General features: G+C 59.7%; 16 protein-coding genes and 7 pseudogenes. 9 read left to right on the top strand and 14 right to left on the bottom strand.

Going from position 1 to position 22413, the window contains the following annotated elements; translation table 11 throughout:
• Positions 1 to 105: 105 nt before the first annotated feature.
• Positions 106 to 656: pseudogene (locus tag AC0V8S_RS36465) on the bottom strand (oxygen-independent coproporphyrinogen III oxidase); the annotation flags it as partial.
• A 1-nt stretch (position 657) separates the two neighbouring features.
• On the opposite strand from AC0V8S_RS36465, the pseudogene AC0V8S_RS36460 reads away from it, so the two are divergent.
• Positions 658 to 858: pseudogene (locus tag AC0V8S_RS36460) on the top strand (hypothetical protein); the annotation flags it as partial.
• Positions 859 to 1259: 401 nt separating this feature from the next.
• Here the strand turns inward: AC0V8S_RS36460 and AC0V8S_RS36455 are convergent.
• Both AC0V8S_RS36455 and AC0V8S_RS36450 read right to left on the bottom strand, forming a co-directional pair.
• The gene (locus AC0V8S_RS36455; protein ID WP_244662219.1) at positions 1260 to 1412 is read right to left on the bottom strand and encodes a hypothetical protein; all 153 of its coding nucleotides are present in this window, start codon (positions 1410 to 1412) and stop codon (positions 1260 to 1262) included.
• 122 nt (positions 1413 to 1534) lie between these two features.
• Positions 1535 to 1663: pseudogene (locus tag AC0V8S_RS36450) on the bottom strand (transposase); the annotation flags it as partial.
• Here AC0V8S_RS36450 and AC0V8S_RS36445 point away from each other — a divergent pair.
• Complete coding sequence (locus AC0V8S_RS36445) at positions 1608 to 1778, top strand: hypothetical protein (protein ID WP_183455496.1); 171 nt, start codon at positions 1608 to 1610, stop codon at positions 1776 to 1778. The pseudogene AC0V8S_RS36450 and the gene AC0V8S_RS36445 sit on opposite strands and share 56 nt — an antisense overlap.
• A gap of 32 nt (positions 1779 to 1810) precedes the next feature.
• Here the strand turns inward: AC0V8S_RS36445 and AC0V8S_RS36440 are convergent.
• Positions 1811 to 2278, bottom strand: a pseudogene (locus AC0V8S_RS36440) (IS6 family transposase); the annotation flags it as partial.
• Positions 2279 to 2313: 35 nt separating this feature from the next.
• On the opposite strand from AC0V8S_RS36440, the pseudogene AC0V8S_RS36435 reads away from it, so the two are divergent.
• Positions 2314 to 3295: pseudogene (locus AC0V8S_RS36435) on the top strand (fumarate reductase/succinate dehydrogenase flavoprotein subunit); the annotation flags it as partial.
• A gap of 57 nt (positions 3296 to 3352) precedes the next feature.
• Here AC0V8S_RS36435 and AC0V8S_RS36430 read toward each other — a convergent pair.
• Together AC0V8S_RS36430 and AC0V8S_RS36425 are read right to left on the bottom strand one after the other, a co-directional pair.
• Positions 3353 to 3676 (bottom strand): DDE-type integrase/transposase/recombinase, encoded by a 324-nt coding sequence (locus tag AC0V8S_RS36430; protein ID WP_244662109.1) that lies wholly within the window; start codon positions 3674 to 3676, stop codon positions 3353 to 3355.
• Positions 3648 to 4040, bottom strand: a pseudogene (locus tag AC0V8S_RS36425) (IS6 family transposase); the annotation flags it as partial. The pseudogene AC0V8S_RS36425 and the gene AC0V8S_RS36430, both read right to left, overlap by 29 nt.
• 85 nt (positions 4041 to 4125) lie before the next feature.
• Between AC0V8S_RS36425 and cysQ the strand changes: the two are divergent.
• From cysQ to AC0V8S_RS36410, 3 genes and pseudogenes are all read left to right on the top strand, one after another.
• Positions 4126 to 4782, top strand: a complete 657-nt coding sequence (cysQ, locus tag AC0V8S_RS36420; RefSeq protein WP_348524815.1) for a 3'(2'),5'-bisphosphate nucleotidase CysQ — start codon at positions 4126 to 4128, stop codon at positions 4780 to 4782.
• Between the two features lie 288 nt (positions 4783 to 5070).
• Positions 5071 to 5955, top strand: a complete 885-nt coding sequence (locus tag AC0V8S_RS36415; protein ID WP_475439084.1) for an aldose 1-epimerase family protein — start codon at positions 5071 to 5073, stop codon at positions 5953 to 5955.
• A gap of 397 nt (positions 5956 to 6352) precedes the next feature.
• Positions 6353 to 6856, top strand: a pseudogene (locus AC0V8S_RS36410) (IS6 family transposase); the annotation flags it as partial.
• A 276-nt stretch (positions 6857 to 7132) separates the two neighbouring features.
• Here AC0V8S_RS36410 and AC0V8S_RS36405 read toward each other — a convergent pair.
• Complete coding sequence (locus AC0V8S_RS36405) at positions 7133 to 8356, bottom strand: IS110 family RNA-guided transposase (protein ID WP_475439083.1); 1224 nt, start codon at positions 8354 to 8356, stop codon at positions 7133 to 7135.
• Between the two features lie 498 nt (positions 8357 to 8854).
• Here AC0V8S_RS36405 and AC0V8S_RS36400 point away from each other — a divergent pair, with 498 nt between their 5' ends.
• Positions 8855 to 9559, top strand: a complete 705-nt coding sequence (locus tag AC0V8S_RS36400) for an IS6 family transposase (RefSeq protein ID WP_475439082.1) — start codon at positions 8855 to 8857, stop codon at positions 9557 to 9559.
• A gap of 225 nt (positions 9560 to 9784) precedes the next feature.
• On the opposite strand, the gene AC0V8S_RS36395 is transcribed toward AC0V8S_RS36400, so the two are convergent.
• Positions 9785 to 11143 (bottom strand): dicarboxylate/amino acid:cation symporter, encoded by a 1359-nt coding sequence (locus AC0V8S_RS36395; protein WP_475439081.1) that lies wholly within the window; start codon positions 11141 to 11143, stop codon positions 9785 to 9787.
• 366 nt (positions 11144 to 11509) lie between these two features.
• Between AC0V8S_RS36395 and AC0V8S_RS36390 the strand changes: the two genes are divergently transcribed.
• Complete coding sequence (locus AC0V8S_RS36390; RefSeq protein WP_475439080.1) at positions 11510 to 11935, top strand: hypothetical protein; 426 nt, start codon at positions 11510 to 11512, stop codon at positions 11933 to 11935.
• A 359-nt stretch (positions 11936 to 12294) separates the two neighbouring features.
• On the opposite strand, the gene AC0V8S_RS36385 is transcribed toward AC0V8S_RS36390, so the two are convergent.
• The 5 genes from AC0V8S_RS36385 to AC0V8S_RS36365 form a co-directional block, all read right to left on the bottom strand.
• A complete protein-coding gene (locus AC0V8S_RS36385; protein ID WP_475439079.1) occupies positions 12295 to 12432 on the bottom strand; it encodes a DUF309 domain-containing protein in 138 nt (45 codons plus the stop codon).
• Between the two features lie 427 nt (positions 12433 to 12859).
• On the bottom strand, positions 12860 to 13246 hold the full coding sequence (locus AC0V8S_RS36380; RefSeq protein WP_183455455.1) for a hypothetical protein: 387 nt from the start codon (positions 13244 to 13246) through the stop codon (positions 12860 to 12862).
• Positions 13247 to 13416: 170 nt separating this feature from the next.
• A complete protein-coding gene (locus AC0V8S_RS36375; protein WP_475439078.1) occupies positions 13417 to 14088 on the bottom strand; it encodes a cold-shock protein in 672 nt (223 codons plus the stop codon).
• Positions 14089 to 15485: 1397 nt separating this feature from the next.
• Positions 15486 to 16082 (bottom strand): phospholipid N-methyltransferase PmtA, encoded by a 597-nt coding sequence (pmtA, locus tag AC0V8S_RS36370; protein WP_183455309.1) that lies wholly within the window; start codon positions 16080 to 16082, stop codon positions 15486 to 15488.
• Positions 16083 to 16517: 435 nt separating this feature from the next.
• The gene (locus AC0V8S_RS36365; RefSeq protein WP_244662175.1) at positions 16518 to 18146 is read right to left on the bottom strand and encodes a putative bifunctional diguanylate cyclase/phosphodiesterase; all 1629 of its coding nucleotides are present in this window, start codon (positions 18144 to 18146) and stop codon (positions 16518 to 16520) included.
• 696 nt (positions 18147 to 18842) lie between these two features.
• Here AC0V8S_RS36365 and AC0V8S_RS36360 point away from each other — a divergent pair.
• A protein-coding gene (locus tag AC0V8S_RS36360) for an IS630 family transposase (protein WP_464615147.1) occupies positions 18843 to 19789 on the top strand; the annotation gives its coding sequence in 2 pieces (ribosomal slippage) (positions 18843 to 19191 and positions 19191 to 19789; 948 coding nt in all).
• A gap of 12 nt (positions 19790 to 19801) precedes the next feature.
• Here the strand turns inward: AC0V8S_RS36360 and AC0V8S_RS36355 are convergent.
• The gene (locus AC0V8S_RS36355) at positions 19802 to 22222 is read right to left on the bottom strand and encodes a bifunctional diguanylate cyclase/phosphodiesterase (RefSeq protein ID WP_183465759.1); all 2421 of its coding nucleotides are present in this window, start codon (positions 22220 to 22222) and stop codon (positions 19802 to 19804) included.
• Positions 22223 to 22413 lie beyond the last annotated feature (191 nt).

The following is a 22413-nucleotide window of genomic DNA, read 5'->3' as shown; positions in this document are numbered from 1 at the left end:
CTGGGGTCCCTTCTTTGGTTGTTCAGATTACAACCTTCTGGCAGCCGTAGCTGACAGCAACCTGAAAGCTTCGGCGATGTTTGCGCGACGTCGGTTCACCCTGCGTCAGGTTGTGCGCTCCGGGCACCGGTTGAAGCCGATCCGAATACGCTGCTTGGACCGGGCAACCCGATCGAGAAATGCATCGAATGCGGCAGCAACAGCGCGAATTACAAAGCGATGCTCCTGCGGCACGCGGATGAAACCGCTTTCGATGTCCACGATCCCGTCCTCGGCCAGCATCGCCAAGCGTTCAGCTGGAAAGAGAAGACGCATCGGATCAAATCCGTGGGCGGCACAGATTGCCGGCACATCGACCGCGAGATTGCACATCAGCCGCTCGATGATTGCGGCTCGCACGCGGTCTTCGTCAGCGAGACGGTAGCCCTTCGACGTCGCCAGACGGCCAGCTGCGATGTGGTGGGTGTACGAATCGCGTGTAACATCGTTTTGGACGTAACCCTCGCCGACACGCCCGATAGCCGACGCGCCGAAACCGATCAGGGTTTTGCAGGTGTCGGCCGAGTAACCCAGCGATTACGCCGCAGGCGCCCGGCAGTCTGCGCTAGGGTGAGTTCGTCGTCTGGCAAGGCGAAATGGTCGAGCCCTATCTCTCGGACGCGCCGGCGCCTGAAACACGGCGTCTTCCACCCCGTCGTCGATCTCCAGGCCGCCATCAACCGCTTCATCACGGAGCACAACCAAGAGCCGAGGCCCTTCATCTGGAAGGCCGATCCCGACGAAATCATCGCCGCCGTCAGGCGCGCGAACTTCGCGCCAAAACGATCGCCTCAAGCCGCGTCCTGTCCGATGCCGTAACGTCGATGCCGATACCTGTGCGCATCCCGGCAGCCTCGCATGCCACGCTCCAGGATGGAATCCCCGCCGGACTCTTTTGTCTCGATCAATCCACTCTCATGATTGCTGACAATGGCCTTTGATAAGCTGCGGCCAGCCGATCCGATCGGCGGTCGAGGCCCATGTACGGCGGATATGAGGTGCAAGAGGCGGGACTTGAACGTCGGTCAACAATCTCTCATCCGCGGGTCGGGCCCCATGACCTGGTTTCGTTTGGGGCTGCCTCTGTCTAGGTGGCGAGCGTCGAGGCTCATAGTGGAGACGAGGGCTCCCCGGCATTGTCCCACCTCCAGCGCCGCATATCGCGCCGAGGCTGATCTTGGGGTTTGCATCTCCTCTGCTGGCTGTCTGTCAAATAGCGGTCACGCCGCCTTTGGCGCGGCTTGAACCGTGCAGGCGATCGACCAGATGAAGCCCACCATCTCGCGTGCGATGGCGACGGTGACGACGTTGGCGTTCTGCCGCGCGCACTCAGCCGACGGTATCGGGTGCACAGCCGAACCTGCGCTTTCCATCCGATGTCGCGAACGACTTTTGGCAACGCCTCGATCCGGTCGACCTTGTGCCGGCCGATGCGTGCCCTCATCCGGTAAGCCCAGGCGCCTTCGACCAGCGCGCGCCGGGCATGGGTGTTGCCGGTCTTGGTGATGCCGCCGCGCCAGACGGTCTCGCCACTCAATTGCTCACCAGGGACCAGGCCGAAATAGGCCATGAGCTGGCGTGGGCTTGAGAAGCGTGTGAAGTCGCCGACCTCCGCGACCAGCACCACGGCATTGATCAGCGCGATGCCGCATTGCCTGCAAGGCATCAACGACCGGGCGCTGGTCCCATTCTGGGAGCAGGCTGAGTATCTGTTCCTCGGGCGTTGTCACGTTGTTTGAAATGTGGCCGCGTGAGGCCGACACCGCGCTTTTCAGGCAGGCCGTGCACTCACGGCTTCCCACGCGGCCATGGCTTGGCGTCGATGGGTTCGAATTTGTGCTGCCGAGCGGTTGGTCTGGGAGGGGACGAAGAGATTTCGGACGGCGGAGAAGATCGACACGAAATGCTGCAATGAGCCGACCGACCGGAAACCCTGTCGCGTTCGTTCCCGTTTTCGGAACGGCAGGTGAGAATTCTCCGCCCGGTTGTTCAAGCCTTTATGCGAGCGGTGTTCCACGTTCGGCATGAGCTGGCGTTTGGCCGCCCCGTAGGAGCGCAATTTGTCGGTGATCATACGCTTTGGCGGCAGACCCTGCTTCTTCAGAAGTCGCGTCAGCAGGCGCCTGGCGCCCTTGGTGTTGCGACGCGTCTGGACAATCTCGTCGAGCACATATCCGTCCTGATCAACCGCTCTCCACAACCAGCACTTCTGACCGTTGATGCGCACCACGACTTCATCGCCAAATCGCCGATTCTGAGGCTTGAGGAACGAGAATGGATAATTTTGTCGAAGGGCTGTCGGAAGTCACCTGCGATGTGCTGGTGATCGGCGGCGGCACAGCCGGACCGATGGCGGCGCTCAAGGCAAAGCAGAAAAATCCCGCTCTGAATGTCGTCCTGCTCGAAAGGCCAATGTGAAGCGTTCGGGAGCTATCTGCATGGGCATGGACGGGCTGAACAGCGCCGTCGTCCCGGGATATGCGACGCCCGAGCAATACACCAAGGAGATCACCATCGCCAATGACGGCATCGTCGATCAGGCGCCGGTCTTCAAATATGCCTCGCGCTGCTATGACATCATCCAGGAACTTGACCGTTTCGGCATCCGTTTCCAGAAGAACGCCAATGGCGATTTCGACCTGAAGAAGGTCCACCATCTGGGAACCTATGTGCTGCCTATGCCGAATGGCGATACCGTCAAGAAGGCGCTCTACCGGCAGATCAAGCGCGAAAGGATATTGGTCTCCAACCGCTTCATGGCAACGCGCCTGTTGACCGCCAACGACGGCAGGATCGCGGGCGCCACTGCTGTGAACACGCGCACGGCTGAATTCCTCGTGCTGCGTGCCAAGACCGTGATCCTGTGCATGGGCGCGGCGGGCCGGCTCGGATTGCCGCATTCCGGCTATCTCTTCGGAACCTATGAGAATCCGACCAATTCCGGGGACGGCTATGCCATGGCCTACCATGCGGGTGCCGCGCTCGTCTCGAATGCTATCAGATCAATCCGCTGATCAAGGACTATAACGGCCCGGCTTGCGCTTACGTGGCCGGTCCGTTCGGAGCCTATACCGCCAACAGTGAAGGCAATCGCTTCATCGAAAGCGACTACTGGTCGGGACAGATGATGCAGGAATTCTACAACGAACTACAGTCCGGCAAGGGGCCAGTGTTCCTGAAGCTCAACCACCTTCATGCCGACACGGTCGGCGAGATCGAAGAGATCCTGCACAAGGTCGAGCGCCCGTCGCGCGGCGGGGCTCTGTCGCAATTCCGGGATGTGGACGGGAAGAGCGTCGCCTGGGAGCATTGATCAGGCGGTGAGCATTTCGAATTGCTCGGCAATTGACGGACTCGGATTGTAGGCGAACCTCGCCTGTCGCTTTCGCATCATGTGGACCAGCTCGATGCCGGAGAGGGTGATCTGGGCATTCTCCATAGACTTGAAGCCGAGCATGGATCGAACGCGGCGCTTGATGCGCCGGTGATCCTGTTCGATCCGTGAGGTATTGGCTCTTGCGGATATGGATCGGTGGTTTGTGTGATCGCTCCCGCAGACGGCTTTCAGTATCGCAGGAAATGATTGCCTCACGATTGGTCTGACTGCCGTCGACGACGATGCGGTTCGGGCGTCCATGGTGTGCAAGCGCCTTGCGCAGGAAGCGTTTGGCCGCCGGAAGATCACGGTGTTCGCTGAAGAAGAATTCGACCGTGTCGCCGACGCTGTCGATGGCGCGGTAAAGGTACATCCAACGGCCGCGAACCTTGATATAGGTCTCGTCCATATGCCACTTGCCGGTGACGGTCCGCTTGCGTTTGTTGAAACGCTCCAGAAGCTGGGGCGAGAAGTGGACGACCCAACGATGCACGGTGGAGTGGTCGACGTTCAGGCCTCGCTCGGCCATCATCTCTTCCAGATCACGCAAGCTCAGATTGTAGGCCAGATACCACCGCACGCACTGAAGGATCACGGATCGATCGAAGTGCCTGCCTTTGAACATTGAGCGCTCCCGAAAATCGAAGAGCTGTCATGCCCCAGTCAAGTTACCGAAAAGTTTGCGACACATCCAGGCGGATGCCTCGTCGGTGACCGAGGCGGACCGTGCGGCTGAGCGGGTGATCCTTGAAGGGCTGCGCGAGGCGCTGGCCGGCGTAACTTGTGTGGCGGAAGAGGAAATCGCCGCCGGCGTGGTGCCGGTGCTCGAAGGCGATGCGATCCTGCTGATCGATCCGCTCGACGGCACCAAGGGATTCATCAACCGCAACAGCGACTTCACGGTGAATATCGCGCTTGTCCGCCAAGGCGTTCCGGAATTAGGCGTAGTTTATGCTCCGGCAAAGGGTGTGTTGTACTCCGGCCGTCCGGGCGAAGCGACCGAGGTATCAATTGCGCCGGATTTCCAGCCGGCGGCCCGCCGCAAGATATCCGTACGAAGGGCAGCCAAGCGGCTCACCATCGTCGCGAGCCGCCCCCACCGCACGCCCGAGACCGACGAATTCATCGCCAGGTTCCCGGGCGCGGAGATCGTCTCTGTGGGCTCTTCGTTGAAGTTCTGCCTTTTGGCGAGCGGAGCGGCTGATCTTTATCCGCGCTTCGGTCGTAGTATGGAATGGGATACTGCGGCCGGCGATGCCGTGCTGCGGGCGGCTGGTGGACGAACAACGCTTCTCGAAGGCGGCCCGCTTCGCTACGGCAAACTGGGGCAACAGGACGAGGCGGATTTCGCCAATTCCTGTTCATAGCAGACACGTCACCGGCTGCGATTGATCAAAGTTCGCACTCTGGAGAATAACTCAACCGATTGGTCGGAGTGGAACAGACGCTCGTCACTTCATCAACATCTGCCAGTTGCTGCTGAATTTCACTGGGGAGCGTGAGCAGCGACTGTCCGTTGTGCGGCGATAGCGAGGTAACCGGAGAGATCCTCCGGCCACAATTTGTTCTCGCAAAACCCGGCCACACCTTGAGTCGCCAAGAGCTTTTGCTAGTCTGCCACAGCACCGGCCTTCAACAGCGGCCCGCGAGGATATGTGCCACAAGACAGTCAAACCCTTCATGGCGACGGCATCTCGGCTGTTATAGTCGGCCAGGGCGCCGAACTGGTGTCGCTGCAGGATGCGCAAGGATTTGAGTTCCTCTGGCAGGCCGGTCCGGCCTGGCGGCGCCATTCTCCGTTGCTGTTTCCGATTGTCGGCCGGCTGAAGGGCGATCAACTGCGTCACCGCGGCCAGACCTATACGATGAAGCAGCACGGCTTCGCGCGCGACAAGCCTTTTGTGTGGGCGGACAGGGGACCTCGATCCTGCACGCTGGTTCTTACCGACGACGCCGACAGCCGCGCGCACTACCCCTTCGCGTTTCGCCTGGCCGTGACTTACACGCTGGAACGCCAGCAACTCGGGGTGACCTTCGAGGTCACCAACATAGGCGACGAGCTGTTGCCGGCCTCAATCGGCGCGCACCCGGCGTTCAATTGGCCGTTGCTGTCGGAGTTACCTAAGGAGGCCTACCACCTGACATTTGCCGATGATGAGCCGGCGCCAGTTCCTCGCCTTAGCGATGGCCTCCTGCTCGCAGCACCGCGGCCGACGCCCATCGAAGGCAGGACGCTTGCACTATCCGAACGGCTGTTCGATGACGACGCCGTCATCCTGGATCGTCCCGCAAGCACCAGCGTGCGCTACGCGGCCGAGCGTGGTCCGGCGATCGAAGTATCATGGCAGGGATTTTCAGAACTGGGCATCTGGTCAAAGCCGGGCGGCGCCCCGTTCCTGTGCATCGAACCCTGGCATGGCATAGCAAGCCCTGTGGACTTCGATGGCAACTTCATCGATAAGCCGGGCCTGATGCTGGTCGCACCGGGGGCGAAGCGGTCGCTTAATTACGAGATCAGACTGGAGCAGGGGCCATGGTGATCCCCGGACCATCCGGAGAAGCAACGCTCGTGGGGTACCCAATCAAACTTGGCTTCGTCGGCAGCCATGCGCTTACTTCGCCATTGTTATCGGCTGAAATCCCATCAAGGGCGATCCGGTATCGATCTTGTTGTCGCCTTCCAACGAAGAGATCGCGGCAAACTCGCTTCGCGCTATCCGAATGTGGGGGTTGCCGCAGACAACCAGGCTGTGCTCGAAGAACGCGACACTATCACGCTGACGGTCCGGCCGCAGATTGCCCCCAGCTGTTGTCCGAATTGCGGTTTCGGCGCGACCACCACTTTATCAGCCTGATCGCCACGCTATCGGGATGTGTCGCAAACTTTTCGGTAACTTGACTGGGGCATGACAGCTCTTCGATTTTCGGGAGCGCCCAATGTTCAAAGGCAGGCACTTCGATCGATCCGTGATCCTTCAGTGCGTGCGGTGGTATCTGGCCTACAATCTGAGCTTGCGTGATCTGGAAGAGATGATGGCCGAGCGAGGCCTGAACGTCGACCACTCCACCGTGCATCGTTGGGTCGTCCACTTCTCGCCCCAGCTTCTGGAGCGTTTCAACAAACGCAAGCGGACCGTCACCGGCAAGTGGCATATGGACGAGACCTATATCAAGGTTCGCGGCCGTTGGATGTACCTTTACCGCGCCATCGACAGCGTCGGCGACACGGTCGAATTCTTCTTCAGCGAACACCGTGATCTTCCGGCGGCCAAACGCTTCCTGCGCAAGGCGCTTGCACACCATGGACGCCCGAACCGCATCGTCGTCGACGGCAGTCAGACCAATCGTGAGGCAATCATTTCCTGCGATACTGAAAGCCGTCTGCGGGAGCGATCACACAAACCACCGATCCATATCCGCAAGAGCCAATACCTCACGGATGTATTTGACAAGGGCCGTTCTGCTCTGATGTCCTGGAAGTGTGCTCTCAGGGCGTTCTGTCCCGGCAGACGGTCGAGACCGCGGCGCGCGCAGCAAAGTCAGGGCTGGCCGGCAGGCCAGCGAGCAGTATGCACGACTTGGCCTTGACGGAGCGAGCACGTCGCTATCGTTCGCCGGCTGCGGGATGGATCGGCGAAGCTGTTTTTGTTATTCTGTCGCGGCTCGGGTGACCGGGTGGCGAAGAACAGGGTCGAGGTTGCAACCCTGTCGCGCACCCTATGATCGTCGCACCTCATGTGCGGCGCCCGAGCGCCCCTTCGGCGATTGCTGTTTCCATGTAGCGACGAAGCGACGGTAGACTTCCTCGGCGTTGCCGATCGTCTCGCGCTCGCTCTCGCGTACCGACTTGTTGCTGTAGTCGGCAGCAGATTCCTTTGCCCTGCCGCCGCGATGAGATGGATAGCCGGCGGTCAATTCCAGCTTTCGGAGCTTCCAATCCAGCAGCGCCGAGCGGCTCCAGATGTAGTTTTCGTCCTTGGTCAGCATGTGCCAGACGATGACCGCCAGCTTGCGCGCAGTCGCGACCGCGGCAACGTGCTTACCTCGCTTGTCGCGGATGCGCATGAAGAAGGCCCGCAGCGGGCCAGGCACGCCGGAAATGACCCACGCCGCCTCGACCAGCATCGACCGCGCGTGGGCTCGGCCTTGTTTGGTGATGCGGCCGTGATAGGCCGGCTTGTCGCCGGACTGCCGGACCCGCGGGTTGAGCCCAAAATAGCTGACAAGCTTTTCCGGTGATGAGAACCGTTCGACATCGCCAATGGCCGCCACGATACTCAGCGCGACCGTGACGTTCACGCCGGTGATCGTCATCAGTCGCTTGACCCGAGGCTCCTGGAGGGCCGTCTGCGCGAGACTCTTGTCTACTTGTGCAAGCTCACCACCAAGGCGATCGAGTTCACCGGCATGGCGAAGGACGACACGGCGCTGATCCTCGGCGAGCGGCTGAGCCTCCAGCCAAGCCCTGCCCCGCTTTGAGAACAGGGTGCCCTTGTAGGGCGGGATCAGGTTGGCGTGCAGAACGGAATGGATTCGGTTTTTGAGACGGGTCATCTGGGAGACGAGCTGCGTTCGTTCGGCCACCACGCGACGACGCGTCTCGGTTTCCTCGTCCGGCATCCAGACTTCAGGCAGAAAGCCACTCGCATGAAGCTTCGCCAGCACTGCCGCGTCGATCTTGTCGGTCTTGACCTTGGCCCAGGCGATGGCCCGGACCAGGATCGGATTGGCTATAACCAACCGGGACTGGGTCTCCGTGCCCTTCTTTATCCACTTCCGAAGAAGGTTCGCATTGACCCCATGTTCGAGTGCAAGCCTCGACACCGACACGCTAGGCTCAAGGCAGGCCGAGACAAGACGGTCCTTTGATGCAGGGTCGTATCGGCGTCGCCCGTTCCGACCAACAAGCCTTACCAGCAGTTTCTGATCATCTTCTTCCATCACAAGGTGTCCACCTATTTTGGTGGACACCTCATGCATCAGAGCACTCAACACCAAAAGGTGCGGGGAAATTCGCGCTTACCACCAAACTGTCTGGCGGGCACGTTGTCGTCAGGTTCTCGACAGCTTCCCTATGTCAGATCCAAGCCCAGCTTCAAGCTGGCTTATATTGCTGAAAGTGAGAACGGATGGATTTCACCTCGACCAAGCGGGTGCGCGGACAATCGAACAGGAACGGCCTGCAAGAGAGCTCACGTGCGGCTCCGTCCGCAGGTGCGGCGGCATTTGAGCGGCAACTGAGCGAGATCGCCAATTCAGGTGGAGGTGGTGGAGCAATGCCGGCCGGCTCGGCGCCGCAGACGGCTCAGTCAACTCGATCCAGAAGGCTCAACAAGCGCCCTCTTCATCCCGAGGATGCTCTGCTTATTTCGGGGTTTGAGGAGGCCCGGTGCTGTCACATTGATTGAGGGGTAAGGAAATTGAGGTAGCAGCGCGCCCATGACCGTGAGTGCACCGACCTACAAGAACCACCGCTATCCGATCGAAATCGTGGCCCGTGCTGTCTGGCTCTACTTCCGCTTCAATCTGAGCCTGCGCGATGTCGAGGAAATGCTGCTCGATCGCGGGATCGTCGTTTCCTACGAGACCATCCGCCGATGGTGCCGAAAGCACGGCCCTGATTATGCGCGCCGCATACGCCGCAAGTCGCCGACGAAAGACGATGTCTGGCATCTGGATGAAGTCGTGGTGCGCATCAACGGTCAGAAATGCTGGTTGTGGAGAGCGGTTGATCAGGACGGATATGTGCTCGACGAGATTGTCCAGACGCGTCGCAACACCAAGGGCGCCAGGCGCCTGCTGACGCGACTTCTGAAGAAGCAGGGTCTGCCGCCAAAGCGTATGATCACCGACAAATTGCGCTCCTACGGGGCGGCCAAACGCCAGCTCATGCCGAACGTGGAACACCGCTCGCATAAAGGCTTGAACAACCGGGCGGAGAATTCTCACCTGCCGTTCCGAAAACGGGAACGAACGCGACAGGGTTTCCGGTCGGTCGGCTCATTGCAGCATTTCGTGTCGATCTTCTCCGCCGTCCGAAATCTCTTCGTCCCCTCCCAGACCAACCGCTCGGCAGCACAAATTCGAACCCATCGACGCCAAGCCATGGCCGCGTGGGAAGCCGTGAGTGCACGGCCTGCCTGAAAAGCGCGGTGTCGGCCTCACGCGGCCACATTTCAAACAACGTGACAACGCCCGAGGCATGCCCGTGGTCGACATCATTATCGTGGACAGCACTGCGAGCGCGTATCAGAATACGATTCGGTTTGCTTAGGCCACTTATAATATGCACTCACCGCTTTTAACGCTCCTGATGGCATTTAGCGGCCAAGCGCTTTTTCAGGCCAGCGAGGCGATCGTTAGATCTAGTCACGGGCCCGGCCACTTAGCAGGCGCGCTGGGCGCACGATCGATCGGCCGGTTTAATGTCTCCGCAAGCTGATGACCGGAGAAGGCGGCTTCCAACTGCGCTTTGTCCAATTCGCCCTCCCAGCGGGCGATGACGAGCGCTGCCACCGCGTTGCCGACCAAGTTCGTCAGCGCTCGGCACTCCGACATAAAGCGGTCGACGCCAAGGATAAGAGCGAGGCCAGCGACGGGGACACTGGGTACTACGGCGAGCGTAGCAGCAAGCGTGATGAAGCCCGCACCTGTTACGCCTGCAGAACCCTTTGAGGAAAGCATCGCAACGAGCAGCAGGAGCACCTGATCGACGATCGACAGATCCGTGTTCGTCGCTTGTGCTATGAAGAGGGCGGCCAGCGTCATATAAATATTGGTGCCGTCCAAATTGAATGAATATCCTGCCGGGATGACGAGACCCACGACAGAACGTTTGGCGCCAGCCCGCTCAATCTTCTCCATGAGCGAGGGGAGCGCGGCCTCCGAAGAGGACGTTGCCAGAACAAGCAGCAGCTCTTCCTTGATGTAGCGAATGAGAGAAAAGATGGAGAAGCCGTTGTAACGGCAGACCGCGCCGAGCACCCCGAACACGAATAGGAACGCGGTGAGATAGAACGTCGCCACCAGCATGGCGAGGTTGACCATCGAACCGATTCCATATTTGCCGATGGTGAAGGCCATCGCGCCGAAAGCCCCGATCGGTGCGGCCTTCATCAGAATGCCGACCAGCTTGAACACCGGCGCGATGAGCGCCTGGAGCAGAGAAAGCACAGGCTTCCCCGTCTCTCCACCCTTTGCCAGGGCGATGCCGAACAGAACCGAGAAGAACAGGACCTGCAGGATGTCGCCCTCCGCGAAGGCACCGACGACCGTTGACGGGATGATGTTCATCAGGAAGCCGATCCCCGACTGCTGGTGCGCCTTTGCGGCATAGGTGCTCACCGCCTGGGCATCGAGCGAGGCCGGATCGATGTTGAGGCCGGCCCCGGGTTGAACGACATTGGCAACTATGAGGCCGACGATCAGTGCCAGCGTCGAGAAGGTTAGGAAATAGAACATCGCCTTCCCGGCGACCCGGCCCAACTTCTGAAGATCGTTCATGCCGGCGATGCCGGTCGCAATTGTCAGGAAGATGACAGGCGCGATGACCATCTTGACGAGCTTGATGAATGCATCTCCGAGCGGCTTCACGCTTTCGCCGATCTCCGGATAGAAATAGCCAAGTGCGACGCCAAGCGCGATTGCGGCAAGCACCTGCACGTAAAGCCGCGCAAAATGGGGTTTATGAGGGCCTGCGTTCGCGCTGCGGATCTCTGGAGCTAACACTGTCTCTCTCCCTGACCGGGTCGGGGCGGGCGCTTCCTCCCTTCCCAGGCTTCTCCCACGCGGCGCCCCGGTCCAGCGCTGCTGCCATCTCGGTCGCAAGTGCCGTGCCAAATGAAAACCTTCGCCAGACGCCCCTCAGGCTTGCGGTTTTGCCAGCAGTTGGATGTGTGATCGTCGTCGATCTTGCTGAGAGCCGGTCAAGAGATCGGGAGTCGGGCCCGGGCGCCGGCGGTGACCCGCTTGAGTCGTGGCTTGGACGGCGGAAACGTCTCCGAAACCGTTGGAAAATGCGTGGCGGCGGGTGGACAAGGGCGTAGCGATCGGCCTAGACGACGTTCGCAACTCCCTGAAATCCGCGAGAACACTATGAGGCAGCAGAAGCGACCCTTTGTCGTCGAGATCAAACAGAAGCGTGGGCTCGTGAAGCGGCCACAGTCGATCTGGGGCGGCATCGACCTGGCCACCATCTCGAGCGAAGTCGCGGAAGCGAAGACGGAAGATGCGATCGCTGAAGCGACGCCGCAGCCGATTTTCCCTGGTGAAGATGTTCGTTCTGAGCCCATGCTCGCCATCGGTGAAGCAGAAAGCGACGTTAAGCACGTGATCACGCCCGACGCGGCGCTTCCCGAGCCGCCAACGGTTGAGGAAGCGCCGGTTCCAGAGGCATCGAATGCACCGGGTGGAGACAGACAGACCCGCAGGAAGAAGCGGTCGCAGGACGATGTGCCTTTGCCGCGAGGTGAACGATGGAAGCGGCGCCTACCATGGGTGCTACGCCAGCGCCGGCGTTAGCGCCAGGATCGACTGCGTCAGGATTGAAGCTGCCTTTATCGAACTGCCTATGACAGGCCGCGAGTGCTACAATGAAATAAGGAAGGGCTTGAAGGGGTACGGAAGGGGTTTGCCTATCAGCCGCTCTGGGATTTTGGTGCGAGAATGAAATCGAAAACTGGCTCAGGCTGGCCAAGGCATCGACTCCCGCAAAACAGCCGGGGAAGTTATGGCCGCTTCGGCATATACTGCAAGCGCGGCAGGTTTCATTCTGAGTGCGGCCTCAAAGTCCCGGTTCGGCAAATCAATCACCTGGCGAAAAAGCGCTGCAGCCCTTGCCGCATGGCGCGCGGCAGCGACCCGCTTTGCCTCGCGGATTTTCACCCCGGCCGCGCTAACAGAATCAATCCCTTGAAGAGCAGGCGATGCTGAGCGCTTTTTTTCGCAGCGTGCCAAATGGGCTCCCAAGCCTCGTGAGCTTCCCAGTAATACCGTCGTTGAAAAGGTCGATACCCCATCGAAACTCGTTTGAGCTGAGTGCTTCGTCAACGGCGACGGTCACCGGGTCGCTGTCGTACTGTGACCCAACGGGTCGCGCACAGGATGCGGATGTTTGCCAGGCAGGTATGCGTAGCTCGGGAAATTCTTTTCGGGCAGCAAGCGAGAACGTGACCTAGACCCAGCAATCATGAAAGCCACGTGGATGGCAATTCACATGGAATCTGATGGGATAGCTGCGCACGCCCGTTCCACAGGACGTATCTCCCGCGGCGCCCCCTCCTGGCGCTTAAGCTGCGAGATCGAAGCGGTGACATGGTCAGCGAGCACGAAAAACTTGCGGCACGCACGTGGAGATCAAGTCGCAGTTTGGTCGATATACCTCCATCGCGCCCTATAGGAGTCGAGCAGGAATTTGGCCGCCAGGTAAGAGCAGCGCCGGGCCGGCTAGAGACGGCCGAAGTGACCTGAGCGACGAAGCTTCGCTAGCAGGATGCTGGCCGTTCCGGAGTGATCAAGCCTCGCTTGCTCACTCAGCGGAGACGCATTCCAGGCGGCCAATTCTGCTACCAGAAGTGCGGTGTCTCCGTTTATCGATGCGCATCTAAGGTGTCCGTTCTTCTCCATCACTATTATCGCCGTGCCGGTTTCGCCATAGCCAATCGCAGCCATCCGCTGGACCCAGGTATCGCCGTCGACGCGAACATCGAACAGAACCGACCCTGCGGTTTTTTCTGCGGCGTCAGCCACACGATCACAGAAGGGTCGATTGAGGCCCTCGATATTCCCGAGTGACTGCTCAAACAGGGCCAATTCAACATGCTCCGCCACCATGGCTGCGAGAGTGCGCGCCGGCTGGCGCAATCGGCAAGACGCCAACGCTGATTATCCACACACCAGCCGCCTACCCGGCCTTTTTTATAGTCAACAACAGGCGCGCCTCCGCGTAAGCACCGTCTTGCCGGCGACCGAGGGCAATAACCGCTCGACGTGCTCGAAATGGGTCAGGGCCCACGACAATCCCGTCGCGACACTGCGCGCGATCGCGGAAGCTCAGTCTCTCGGATCGGCAACAGGCAGATTGGTGCCCGCGGACATCTGGAAACACAGCGCGACACATCCTCGAGCGATTTTGCGACCAGCTCGCGGGCGTCTGGCGTCGAGACCAACCCGTAAATTGTGTATTGCAATATCTTCGTACGGGCCGTGGCAATGCGCCGTCTAGGGCGAATGCTCCGGACTTCCAAGCCTTTCTTGCCTTGCCCGCATTCGACAAACACCTTTTGTCCCTCCACCAGCACGCTGAGCCCTGAGCGGGTCAGGGTGCTGGCATGAACGAAGACGTCCTTCTCACCGTTGTCAGGGGCTTGGAAGCCGAAACCCTTTTCGGGTTTGTACCACTTGACCGTGCCCCCGCTCTCTAGCTGCGCACCCGTCTCGACCATGGTCCCTCCGGCGACGCGCGTATGTGACGGAGTGTTCGCGATCTCATCGCCGATCTCCAGCACCTGCGCGACTTGATGACCTTTTGGACTTTTTTCGACCGTGACCTTCAGAAGCGTGCCCTCGGCAACATCTCGGCTTCCGGCCGCCTCCAACACTCGGACGTGCAGATAGGCCTCCGTGCCGTCCGACAGTTTGACGAAGCCAAAACCCTTGCTGACTGTGAACCACAATACCTCGGCGTCGACGGGTGGACGGTCACGGTCGCCGGGCGCTGAAAGTAGCTTGGCTCGGAGGTCCGTTCCGAAAAGGAAACGGGGTCATCGTCATGGCGGTGCCCGCGGGGCTCGCGATGGTCTCGATAATTGCCCATGATCATCTCGACTGGCATGGATGGCGAACTACGCTACCGTCAAGACAATCTCAATCGGGCGACGCGTTTATGTCAAATGGCCGTGATGGCCGCAGCTGTGCCCAGCCTATCGGTCGAACCCTTTGAAACTAGATTCATTTCACCTGAAACAATAGTGCCGGCGAGTCGATTTATTGACTCGCATAGGCTGTGCTGGAGTGCGCGTGCGATGATGGCGGCGCGGGCGAACTGGCAGGGCCTTCAAATTCGGAGAGGTTGCCGGCGCGTTGCGCCATGCGCGAAGCCAAGCTGTTTGTATTCGAGAAGCTCCCGAAGCAGCCATATGGCAGCGAATGACCGTTTTGCAGTGGTTTGCCGATCACTCGCAACGGCTGGGCTGGCGACCTCCCTTCGCCAACGAAAGCGAGTTCAAGCGCTTTGCAAGAACCGGAAGGGCTCCCGTTTCCTTTTTTCGCGGTCCGCGGAAAGTCTTCAAACACGACTATTGTGGTTCGCCTGTCGTATTTCCCAAGGCCATCGCACGGTAGAGTGACGGCGCTTCGCCGCGAGCGCGGGCAGGGAATGGCAGAATGCCATGCCAAGCATGGCAAGACGGCGTAGACCGTCACGCTCTTCAAGCAAGAATATTCGCCAGGGGATTGTCATCATTGATCCGGCTGTCGGAAGGCTCGGACGGCTGAAAGAGGGCGATGGCTATGATATGGTCAGGAACGGAATCGCATTGTTTCCGCCAGGTACCTGCGCGGATCACCTCCCAAAAATGGGGGCCGGTCCGGGCACCGTCGCGGGATTTTCGCGGCCGGGGTGGCTGTCTGTCGCCCGCAGGGCGAAGCGCAGCCGATGAGGACCTCCCGGAGACTCAATGCGACCGAACTGTGCATGCTCTATAAGAGACATCGGCTGAGGTTGCCGAGTTTGGCAGCGATGCCGAAAGCGTAGTGCGGCGACCACCGTCTTGCGAGCGAGCTTGTCGAGCTCCCCCTGATCCGTGACGCCGAACCCCCTAGTGATAGATGATTTCGGATGCATGCTGCTCGCGATCCGCCTCGGTTTCGTTCGAAACGCCAGTTTGATCAAATACGCGCCCGAGGAGCGCGATTTCTTCGGGAGTGAGCACCTCCCCGCTAAAGGGCATAGGGCCTCCTCAAAACAGGTGGCAGTGACAAAGGCGCCCTTGATGCGAAGCTATGACGACCACCGTCCTGTCCTTCGGCATGATTTTGCGAAGGCCCGCGGTCTCCCGCGCGTCGGGCGCCGTCAGACTGCTCGTCGATATGTCCAGAGCTGTGCGGGCGGGATATTGCGGACCACGAAATCATAGTGAGACACGACGTAGCGGTCGGGCATTTTGATCACCGGGGACAAAGGTCCGTAGGTGATCTGAATCACAGGTCTGCCAGCAGGAATGCGGGCTAGCAAATCCTCGAGCAAGGCAATGCGCTGTTCCATCGGAAAGCTCAACATCGGCACCGCACTTATGACACAGTCGAATTGCTCCCCGCTCCGCTCGGCAAGCACTTCCCCCAGCGCGAACGCATCGCCCAATCGAAAGTCCACGCCTGGAAAGCCTCGCGTCAAGCGATGATAGAAATCTTTCGAATATTCGACCGAAATCAGCTGATGCGGCTTGATGCCCCTTTCCAGGATAGCCTTGGTGATGACGCCAGTTCCGGCACCAAGTTCCAGAACCGGCAATCCGGATGCTGGGTTAATTACGCTTGCCATACGGCGCGCGGCATGCACGGACGTTGGCATGAGCGCGCCCACTCGTTTCTTGTCCTTCTGCCAGCCCTTGAAGAATTGCACTTCCTCTTCAAACTTCCTGCCGAGCCGCTCCTTCAATCGAAAGACCATATCCACTCCCTGCTACCACTATTTGTCTGGGTCGTGACGACGCACGTTTGTACAAGCGTTGCGGCATTTTCAAGCCCGGGTACGAGGGATTCCCTCTCCTGAGAGCGGCAATTTCTCTAATGAGCTGCCTGTTGGCATAGACTCCGCGGCTCTGCCCTCTCCGCAAAAGCTGGCTCATATGAATGCCGGTCGATCGCGCGACCAAACACTGGCCCCGGCCTCAACGTTGCTGCGACCAGCCGCCCCCCTCTCCTCCCGAGACCAGCTTCGGCGCTGCTCGACCGACGTGATCACCTCGATCAGATGCTTCGTCACAGGGCTACTCCCAGTGCTTGCACTAGGACTTGCAGCCTTCAGCATACCCCAGGAAGGCGGCCGTCACCGTCGGAATACGAGACAACCAGACCATCGCCCCCAAAGTGCCGGTTCTGCTATTCAAACACCTAGCTCCTGACCAAACTGCTTCGCAGCAATGCCAGGAATGTCGCCGATCCCGACAGGTTTCCCGATTAAATAGCCTTGAGCTTCATCGCATCTGACGCGGCGCAGATAGTCGAGCTGTTCGGGAGTTTCTACGCCTTCGGCCGTTACCTCAATTCGAAGCTCATGCGCCAACTCAACCAATGATCTTACAATCGCGGCGCAGTCCGCATCGGTGAGCATATCCTGGACGAAAGATCGGTCGATCTTGAGCCGCGAAAGAGGCAATTTACGAAGATAAGTGAGTGATGAATAGCCGGTGCCAAAATCGTCAAGAGCAACTGTTACGGATAGAGAACCTAACGATTGTAATAATGAAATCGTTTCTTCAAAATTCGAAATCAGCACAGTTTCTGTGATCTCGACCTCCAGTCTTCGGGGCTCCAAACCGGCTTCAGCCAAGGCCACCACAATTCCATCCAGTAAGGCTTTATTCTTAAGCTGTACTACCGACAAGTTGACGGAGACCCGCAAGTCGTGCGGCCAACGGGCAGCCGCCAAACAAGCCGTTTTGACGACCCAGTGTCCGATGGAGTGAATCAAACCCGTTTCTTCAGCGATAGATATGAACTCCGACGGTGGGATCGCGCCAAGGGTCGGATGGTGCCACCGCAGAAGCGCTTCAAAACCTCGGATGCGATCGCTGCTGAGGTCGAGAAAGGGTTGAAATGCGAGCGAAAGCTGGCCATTGGCCAGCGCAGATGCCAGATCGCGTTCAAGGGCATGGCGCCTTGCAGCAGCTTCATCGTCGCTTCCGCTGAAAAACTGGATGGAGCCCGCCCCCAGCGTCTTAGCCCTGTACAGCGCGGTGTCGACGCACCGCAAGAGTTGGTTGGCATCCAAACCGTCCGTGGGCGCCAAAGCGATACCAATAGAGGCCCTGCAATATATTTCGCGCCCTTCGATCAAGAAAGGCGCGCGCACGGCATCTATGATCTGTTTGGCTAAAGACCCGATTTGATCTGGCCTGATATCGCGCGTAGCGATTATTGCAAATTCGTCGCCCTCCAATCTCGCAATGCCGTCGCTCTCCCGTGTCGATTTCCGAAGTCTCGCAGCCACTTCGACCAAAAGGACATCCGCTATTGCTCGGCCAAAACGATCGTTCACCTCGTCGAAATTGTTAAGATCGAACAAAAGTAGCGCAAAGTGCTGGTCAAACTGCCTTGCGTCCACCAACGCGCTGTCCAGCCGCTCATTGAAGCTGAACCGGTTTGGCAAACTCGTTAGAATGTCCCTGCGAATGGCATTTTCGCTTTCCGCTTGCAGAATGAAGCGTTGGGTAAATTCGAACGCGTGAGCAAGCACTGCACGAAATAGCGTGATGGCGTAGCTTACTATCAGGATTGCGACGGGCAGATTGACGGCGTCTCCCACCCACACAATCGCCACCGCCGAACCGACGAAGATCGGTAGCGTATACGCGACGGCCGCAATAGGAATTGTGGAAAAAGAAGCGGCACCGCCTGCGATCATCCCCGCACTCAGGCAGGTAATGACGACCTGGGCTGCGCTTGTTGCCCCGCTGAAGAACAGAACGGGAAGTGCTCCCCACCAAGTGCCGAACAAGAAGGCGTTGCGCACCAGGTTTTGCGTTGTCCGGCGAGACACTGACCTTGGTTTGACTGACTGAAACGATGATCTCGCTCTTAAGCCTACGACAGCTGAGGCTACGATGATAACACTCGCCCAGAGGACGGCATTCGTTTGGTCGGGCGAGCCCCAAAGCGCCATAACAAAAGTGGCCGCATTGAGTATGTTCGCAACCATGCCAAGAGGCGTGTTGCGAAGAACGAGACTGACCTGCTCCGCCCTGATTCGGCTGGCAAGGGGTTCGATTGTCGAGGGCCCGCCAAAAACTCGCAGGTCTCCCGCCAGAAGGTCACCGAACCTTGCGGCAGAGAGACGCTGCCTCACTCTTTCACTCCCCCGCCCTAGAGTAGTAGCTGCGTGTTTGTTCCCTAGCACAGAACAATTCGGAAAAAAGTAAATTTCAACCGCAAAATTTGGACAGCTCAGTTGGGAAGCCAAGGGCTCCCTAATTCGAAGATAGCGAAACGCGATGCTCCCTTAGGACCTCGCTGCCGTATTGCGCCGCCATCTCGGCATAGCGGTTGACCTGCGTAACACTGCACCATCTACGAACGCTCGCGAGTATTACCACGAACGTGCGACCCGCTTCCGCACTAGAGCATTTTCCGTGAACGCCGAGTCAGATTTGGGATTCACGCGGTGGCGGAAGTCTGTTTCATTTTCCCTGTGATTCGCAGGGAGATGACGATGACACGCAGCTTGAGTGCGGACCTTCGCGGTCGGGTGATTTTGGCGATATCGGAGGGTGTTTCGACGCGAGAGGCAGCACGCCGGTTCCGGATCGGGATTGCTACGGCGGGGAACTGGTATCGCCGCTATCGCGAGACAGGCGAGATGGCGGCCCGCAAGCAGGGCCAACCGTCGTGCTCGAAGCTTGATCCTCACGAAGCCTTCATCCTCGGCCTGATCGAGGAGACGCCCGACATCACTCTGGCGGAGATTGCCGAGAGGCTGGCGGCCGGGCATGGCGTGGGCGTGGTTCCTTCGACGATCTGGATGTTTCTCGACAGGCGCTGCGTCACGTTTAAAAAAAGACGGCGCATGCCAGCGAACAACAGCGCCCCGACGTCAAGGCGCGCCGTCGCGCCTGGTTCGACGGCCAGCTCGATCTCGACCCCGAGAAGCTGATCTTCATTGATGAGACTGCCGCCTCCACCAAGATGGCGCGGCTGCGCGGGCGGGCCAAACGTGGCGAACGCTGCCGTGCGCCGGTTCCTCATGGTCATTGGAAGACCACGACCTTCACCGCTGGACTGCGGCTGAACGGCCTGACCGCACCGATGCTGCTCGACGGGCCGATGAACGGCGCCGCCTTCCTGGCCTATGCCGAACAGGTGCTCGCACCTGAACTTTCTCCCGGCGACATCGTCGTCATGGACAACCTGCCGGCTCACAAGATCACCGGCGTTCGCGAGGCCATCCAAAGGACCGGCGCACGGCTTCTGTTGCTGCCGCCCTATTCGCCCGACTTCAATCCGATCGAGATGGCGTTCTCGAAGCTCAAGGCCCTACTCAGAAAAGCAGCTGCCCGCTCCATCGATCAACTCTGGTCCGTCATCGCCGACTGCCTCGACGCCTTCAAACCGGCCGAATGCCGAAACTACTTCGAGGCAGCCGGATATGACCCGGTGTAAGTCGAATCTGCTCTAGGCCGCGCTGTTCTTGACCACGCGCAGTTCGTGGTTGCTCAGCCGTCGGGAAGCGGGCGTCAGGCCTTTGCCGCTCGTATGCTGAGCGAAGTCGGAAATCGGGCAGGGTCGGCCAAGTAGGTAACCCTGGATCGCATCGCAGGCTTCTTGCCGCAGGAAGGTCAGCTCCGCGTCCGTTTCGACGCCCTCTGCCAGGACCGGGAGCTTGAGGCCCCGAGCGAGGCCAAAGACCGCACGCATGACGGCAGCCGCCTCATCACTGGTATCCACCGCCCGGACTAGAGACTGGTCGACTTTGATCTTATCAAACGGGAATGCCCGCAGATTCGATAGCGACGAGTATCCGGTGCCAAAATCATCCATGGCGATTTGAACCCCAAGGCTTTTGAGCTGACGCAGGGCAGAGAGCGCCCGCCCGATATCCTTGATCAGGCAAGTTTCGGTAATCTCCAGCTCGAGGCGGAACGGATCGAGACCGGTTTCTTTCAGCACTGCCCCGACCAGCTCGGGCAAATTCCCGCCGTGGAGTTGCATGGCCGAAACGTTGACGCTGATTGCTAGCGGTTGTTGCCAGCTTGCCGCTTCGGCGCAGGCGGTCCGCAGCACCCATTCACCGATCTTCAGAATGGCGCCACACTCTTCCGCGATCGGGATGAACACGGCCGGCGGAACGGCGCCGCGTTCCGGATGATCCCACCGGAGCAGCGCTTCGAAACCGAAGACCTTGTTGGACAGGAGTTCCGCCTGCGGTTGATAGACGAGGCGGAGTTCCTTGCGCGAGATCGCGTGACGGATGTCGTGCTCGAACTGGCGGCGATCGCGCAGGTGCTCACCCATGGACGGCTCGAAAACGCAATAAAGGCCACGGCCCTGCATCTTGGCCTCATAAAGCGCAGCGTCGGCATGGCTCAGAAGGGTCTCCCGATCGGGTGCATCGTTCGGGAATACAGCGATGCCTATGCTGGTGCCGATGGTGACACCGGCGGGCAGGTTAGCGCCTGTGTCGTTGAGTGCGTCCAGGATGGCTTCAGCAGTGCGCGTCGCATAGCCCGCGCTCGGCAGACCGGGAACAATCACAGCGAACTCGTCGCCGCCCAAGCGCGCAACCATCTGCCCTGGCTTAAGGACGCCCCTGATCTTCTCGGCCACACACTGCAGCACGGCGTCTCCGACGAGATGGCCGAAGAGGTCGTTGATCTCCTTGAAGCGGTCGAGGTCGAGGAAGAGGACGGCAAGGCACCGCTCAGCGCCGCGATGCGTCGTAAACTCGGCCTCCAGCTTTTCGTTAAAGCTCGTGCGGTTTGGAAGCTTGGTCAAGGGATCGTGGTGGGCAAGGAAATGAATCTCTTCCTCCGCCCGCTTGCGCCCGCGGATATCGCGCACGGCAAGAACCTGGTGTTGCTTGCCGGCATAGAGGATGCTGTGCCGGATCAGCTCAACCGGGACCGTGCTGCCGTCCGTCGCGCATAGTCCCACCTCCAGCGGCGTTTGCGTAGTGCCCGAGAGCTCGCCTTGGGAAACCGTGGGAAAGAAGGACGCGAGCGGGCGGCCGGCCGGCTGAGAGCCGTCGACGCAGGCAAGCGCGGCGAAACTGCGATTGGCTGCCACGATCTCGGTTTCGTTGCACACGATCAGCCCCTCGACGGCCGCGTCGGCCAGCTCCTGCATGCGCGCTGCTTCGCCGGCGCGACGGAGATCGCGCACATCGAGGGCGAGGCCGATGATGGCCAAAAGGATGATGACGATCGAAACGAGGGCTACGCCAGCGGCCATCCAGTCCGCGGGCAACGCCGTTGCGGAAATGACAATGCGCGGGTCTGGCATGATTGCGGCCGCGCCCATCGCCGTGAAATGGTGGCTGCAAATCGCTACCGTCAGCACGAGGGCGCCGAGCGCCTTCCACTTGACCGTGTTGGCGTGAAGGGCAACCGGCAATGCGGCCGCGCCGAACAGCCCACCAAGAATGATTGAGGCGGCGACGAGCGGCACATCCCAGACGACGCGGCCCGCGATCTCGAATGCGGCCATGCCAGTGTAGTGCATCACCGCGATGCCGCCTCCCACGATCGCACCGCCGATCCAGCGTCCATGTGGAACGCGTGGCGAGGTACTGATCGTGAGACCCGTCCCGGTCAAAGCGATCGCGGCCAGCAACGACATGATCGTCAAAGCGATGTTGTAGCCGCTCGGTACGGCGGGCTGGAAGGCCAACATGGCTATGAAATGCGTCGCCCAGATGCCGAAGCCGGTGGCGACCGCGGCGACGGCTAGCCAGATCCGTCGCATTTCGCTTTCACTGCGCCCGACATGGTGGAGGAGGTTCACGGCCGTGAAGGAGGCCAGGGCGCAGATCAAGGCCGCTAGCGCGACCAGACGCAGATCATGCTGCGTCGCAATGCAAGTGTAGACTTTCAACATGCTCTTCCCCCACGCAGGACGATCACCCGCTTGGGGAGAAATCTACGGCCAAAACTTGAATAAAGCGCTTAAGCGGAAAATCCGCTTTGATCATCGTTACCGAAGGTCGTGAAAGAACCCTATGGCCCTGGCTCGCTGCAGAATGGGGCGGGCCGGTCGCGCCATATATGGGAACGCCTGATTGTAGGCTT

Source organism: Mesorhizobium oxytropidicola (assembly GCF_056174625.1).
Note: the sequence above shows the minus strand (reverse complement) of the source record. Positions and strands in the feature narration are given on the sequence as shown.

Coding starts and splice junctions, on each gene's coding strand:
- AC0V8S_RS36455 (WP_244662219.1), bottom strand. CDS start 1,412: ATGGAAAGCGCAGGTTCGGCTGTGCACCCGATACCGTCGGCTGAGTGC.
- AC0V8S_RS36445 (WP_183455496.1), top strand. CDS start 1,608: ATGAGCTGGCGTGGGCTTGAGAAGCGTGTGAAGTCGCCGACCTCCGCG.
- AC0V8S_RS36430 (WP_244662109.1), bottom strand. CDS start 3,676: ATGGACGCCCGAACCGCATCGTCGTCGACGGCAGTCAGACCAATCGTG.
- AC0V8S_RS36405 (WP_475439083.1), bottom strand. CDS start 8,356: ATGGAAGAAGATGATCAGAAACTGCTGGTAAGGCTTGTTGGTCGGAAC.
- AC0V8S_RS36400 (WP_475439082.1), top strand. CDS start 8,855: ATGACCGTGAGTGCACCGACCTACAAGAACCACCGCTATCCGATCGAA.
- AC0V8S_RS36390 (WP_475439080.1), top strand. CDS start 11,510: ATGAGGCAGCAGAAGCGACCCTTTGTCGTCGAGATCAAACAGAAGCGT.
- AC0V8S_RS36385 (WP_475439079.1), bottom strand. CDS start 12,432: ATGGGGTATCGACCTTTTCAACGACGGTATTACTGGGAAGCTCACGAG.
- AC0V8S_RS36380 (WP_183455455.1), bottom strand. CDS start 13,246: ATGGTGGCGGAGCATGTTGAATTGGCCCTGTTTGAGCAGTCACTCGGG.
- pmtA (WP_183455309.1), bottom strand. CDS start 16,082: ATGGTCTTTCGATTGAAGGAGCGGCTCGGCAGGAAGTTTGAAGAGGAA.
- AC0V8S_RS36355 (WP_183465759.1), bottom strand. CDS start 22,222: ATGTTGAAAGTCTACACTTGCATTGCGACGCAGCATGATCTGCGTCTG.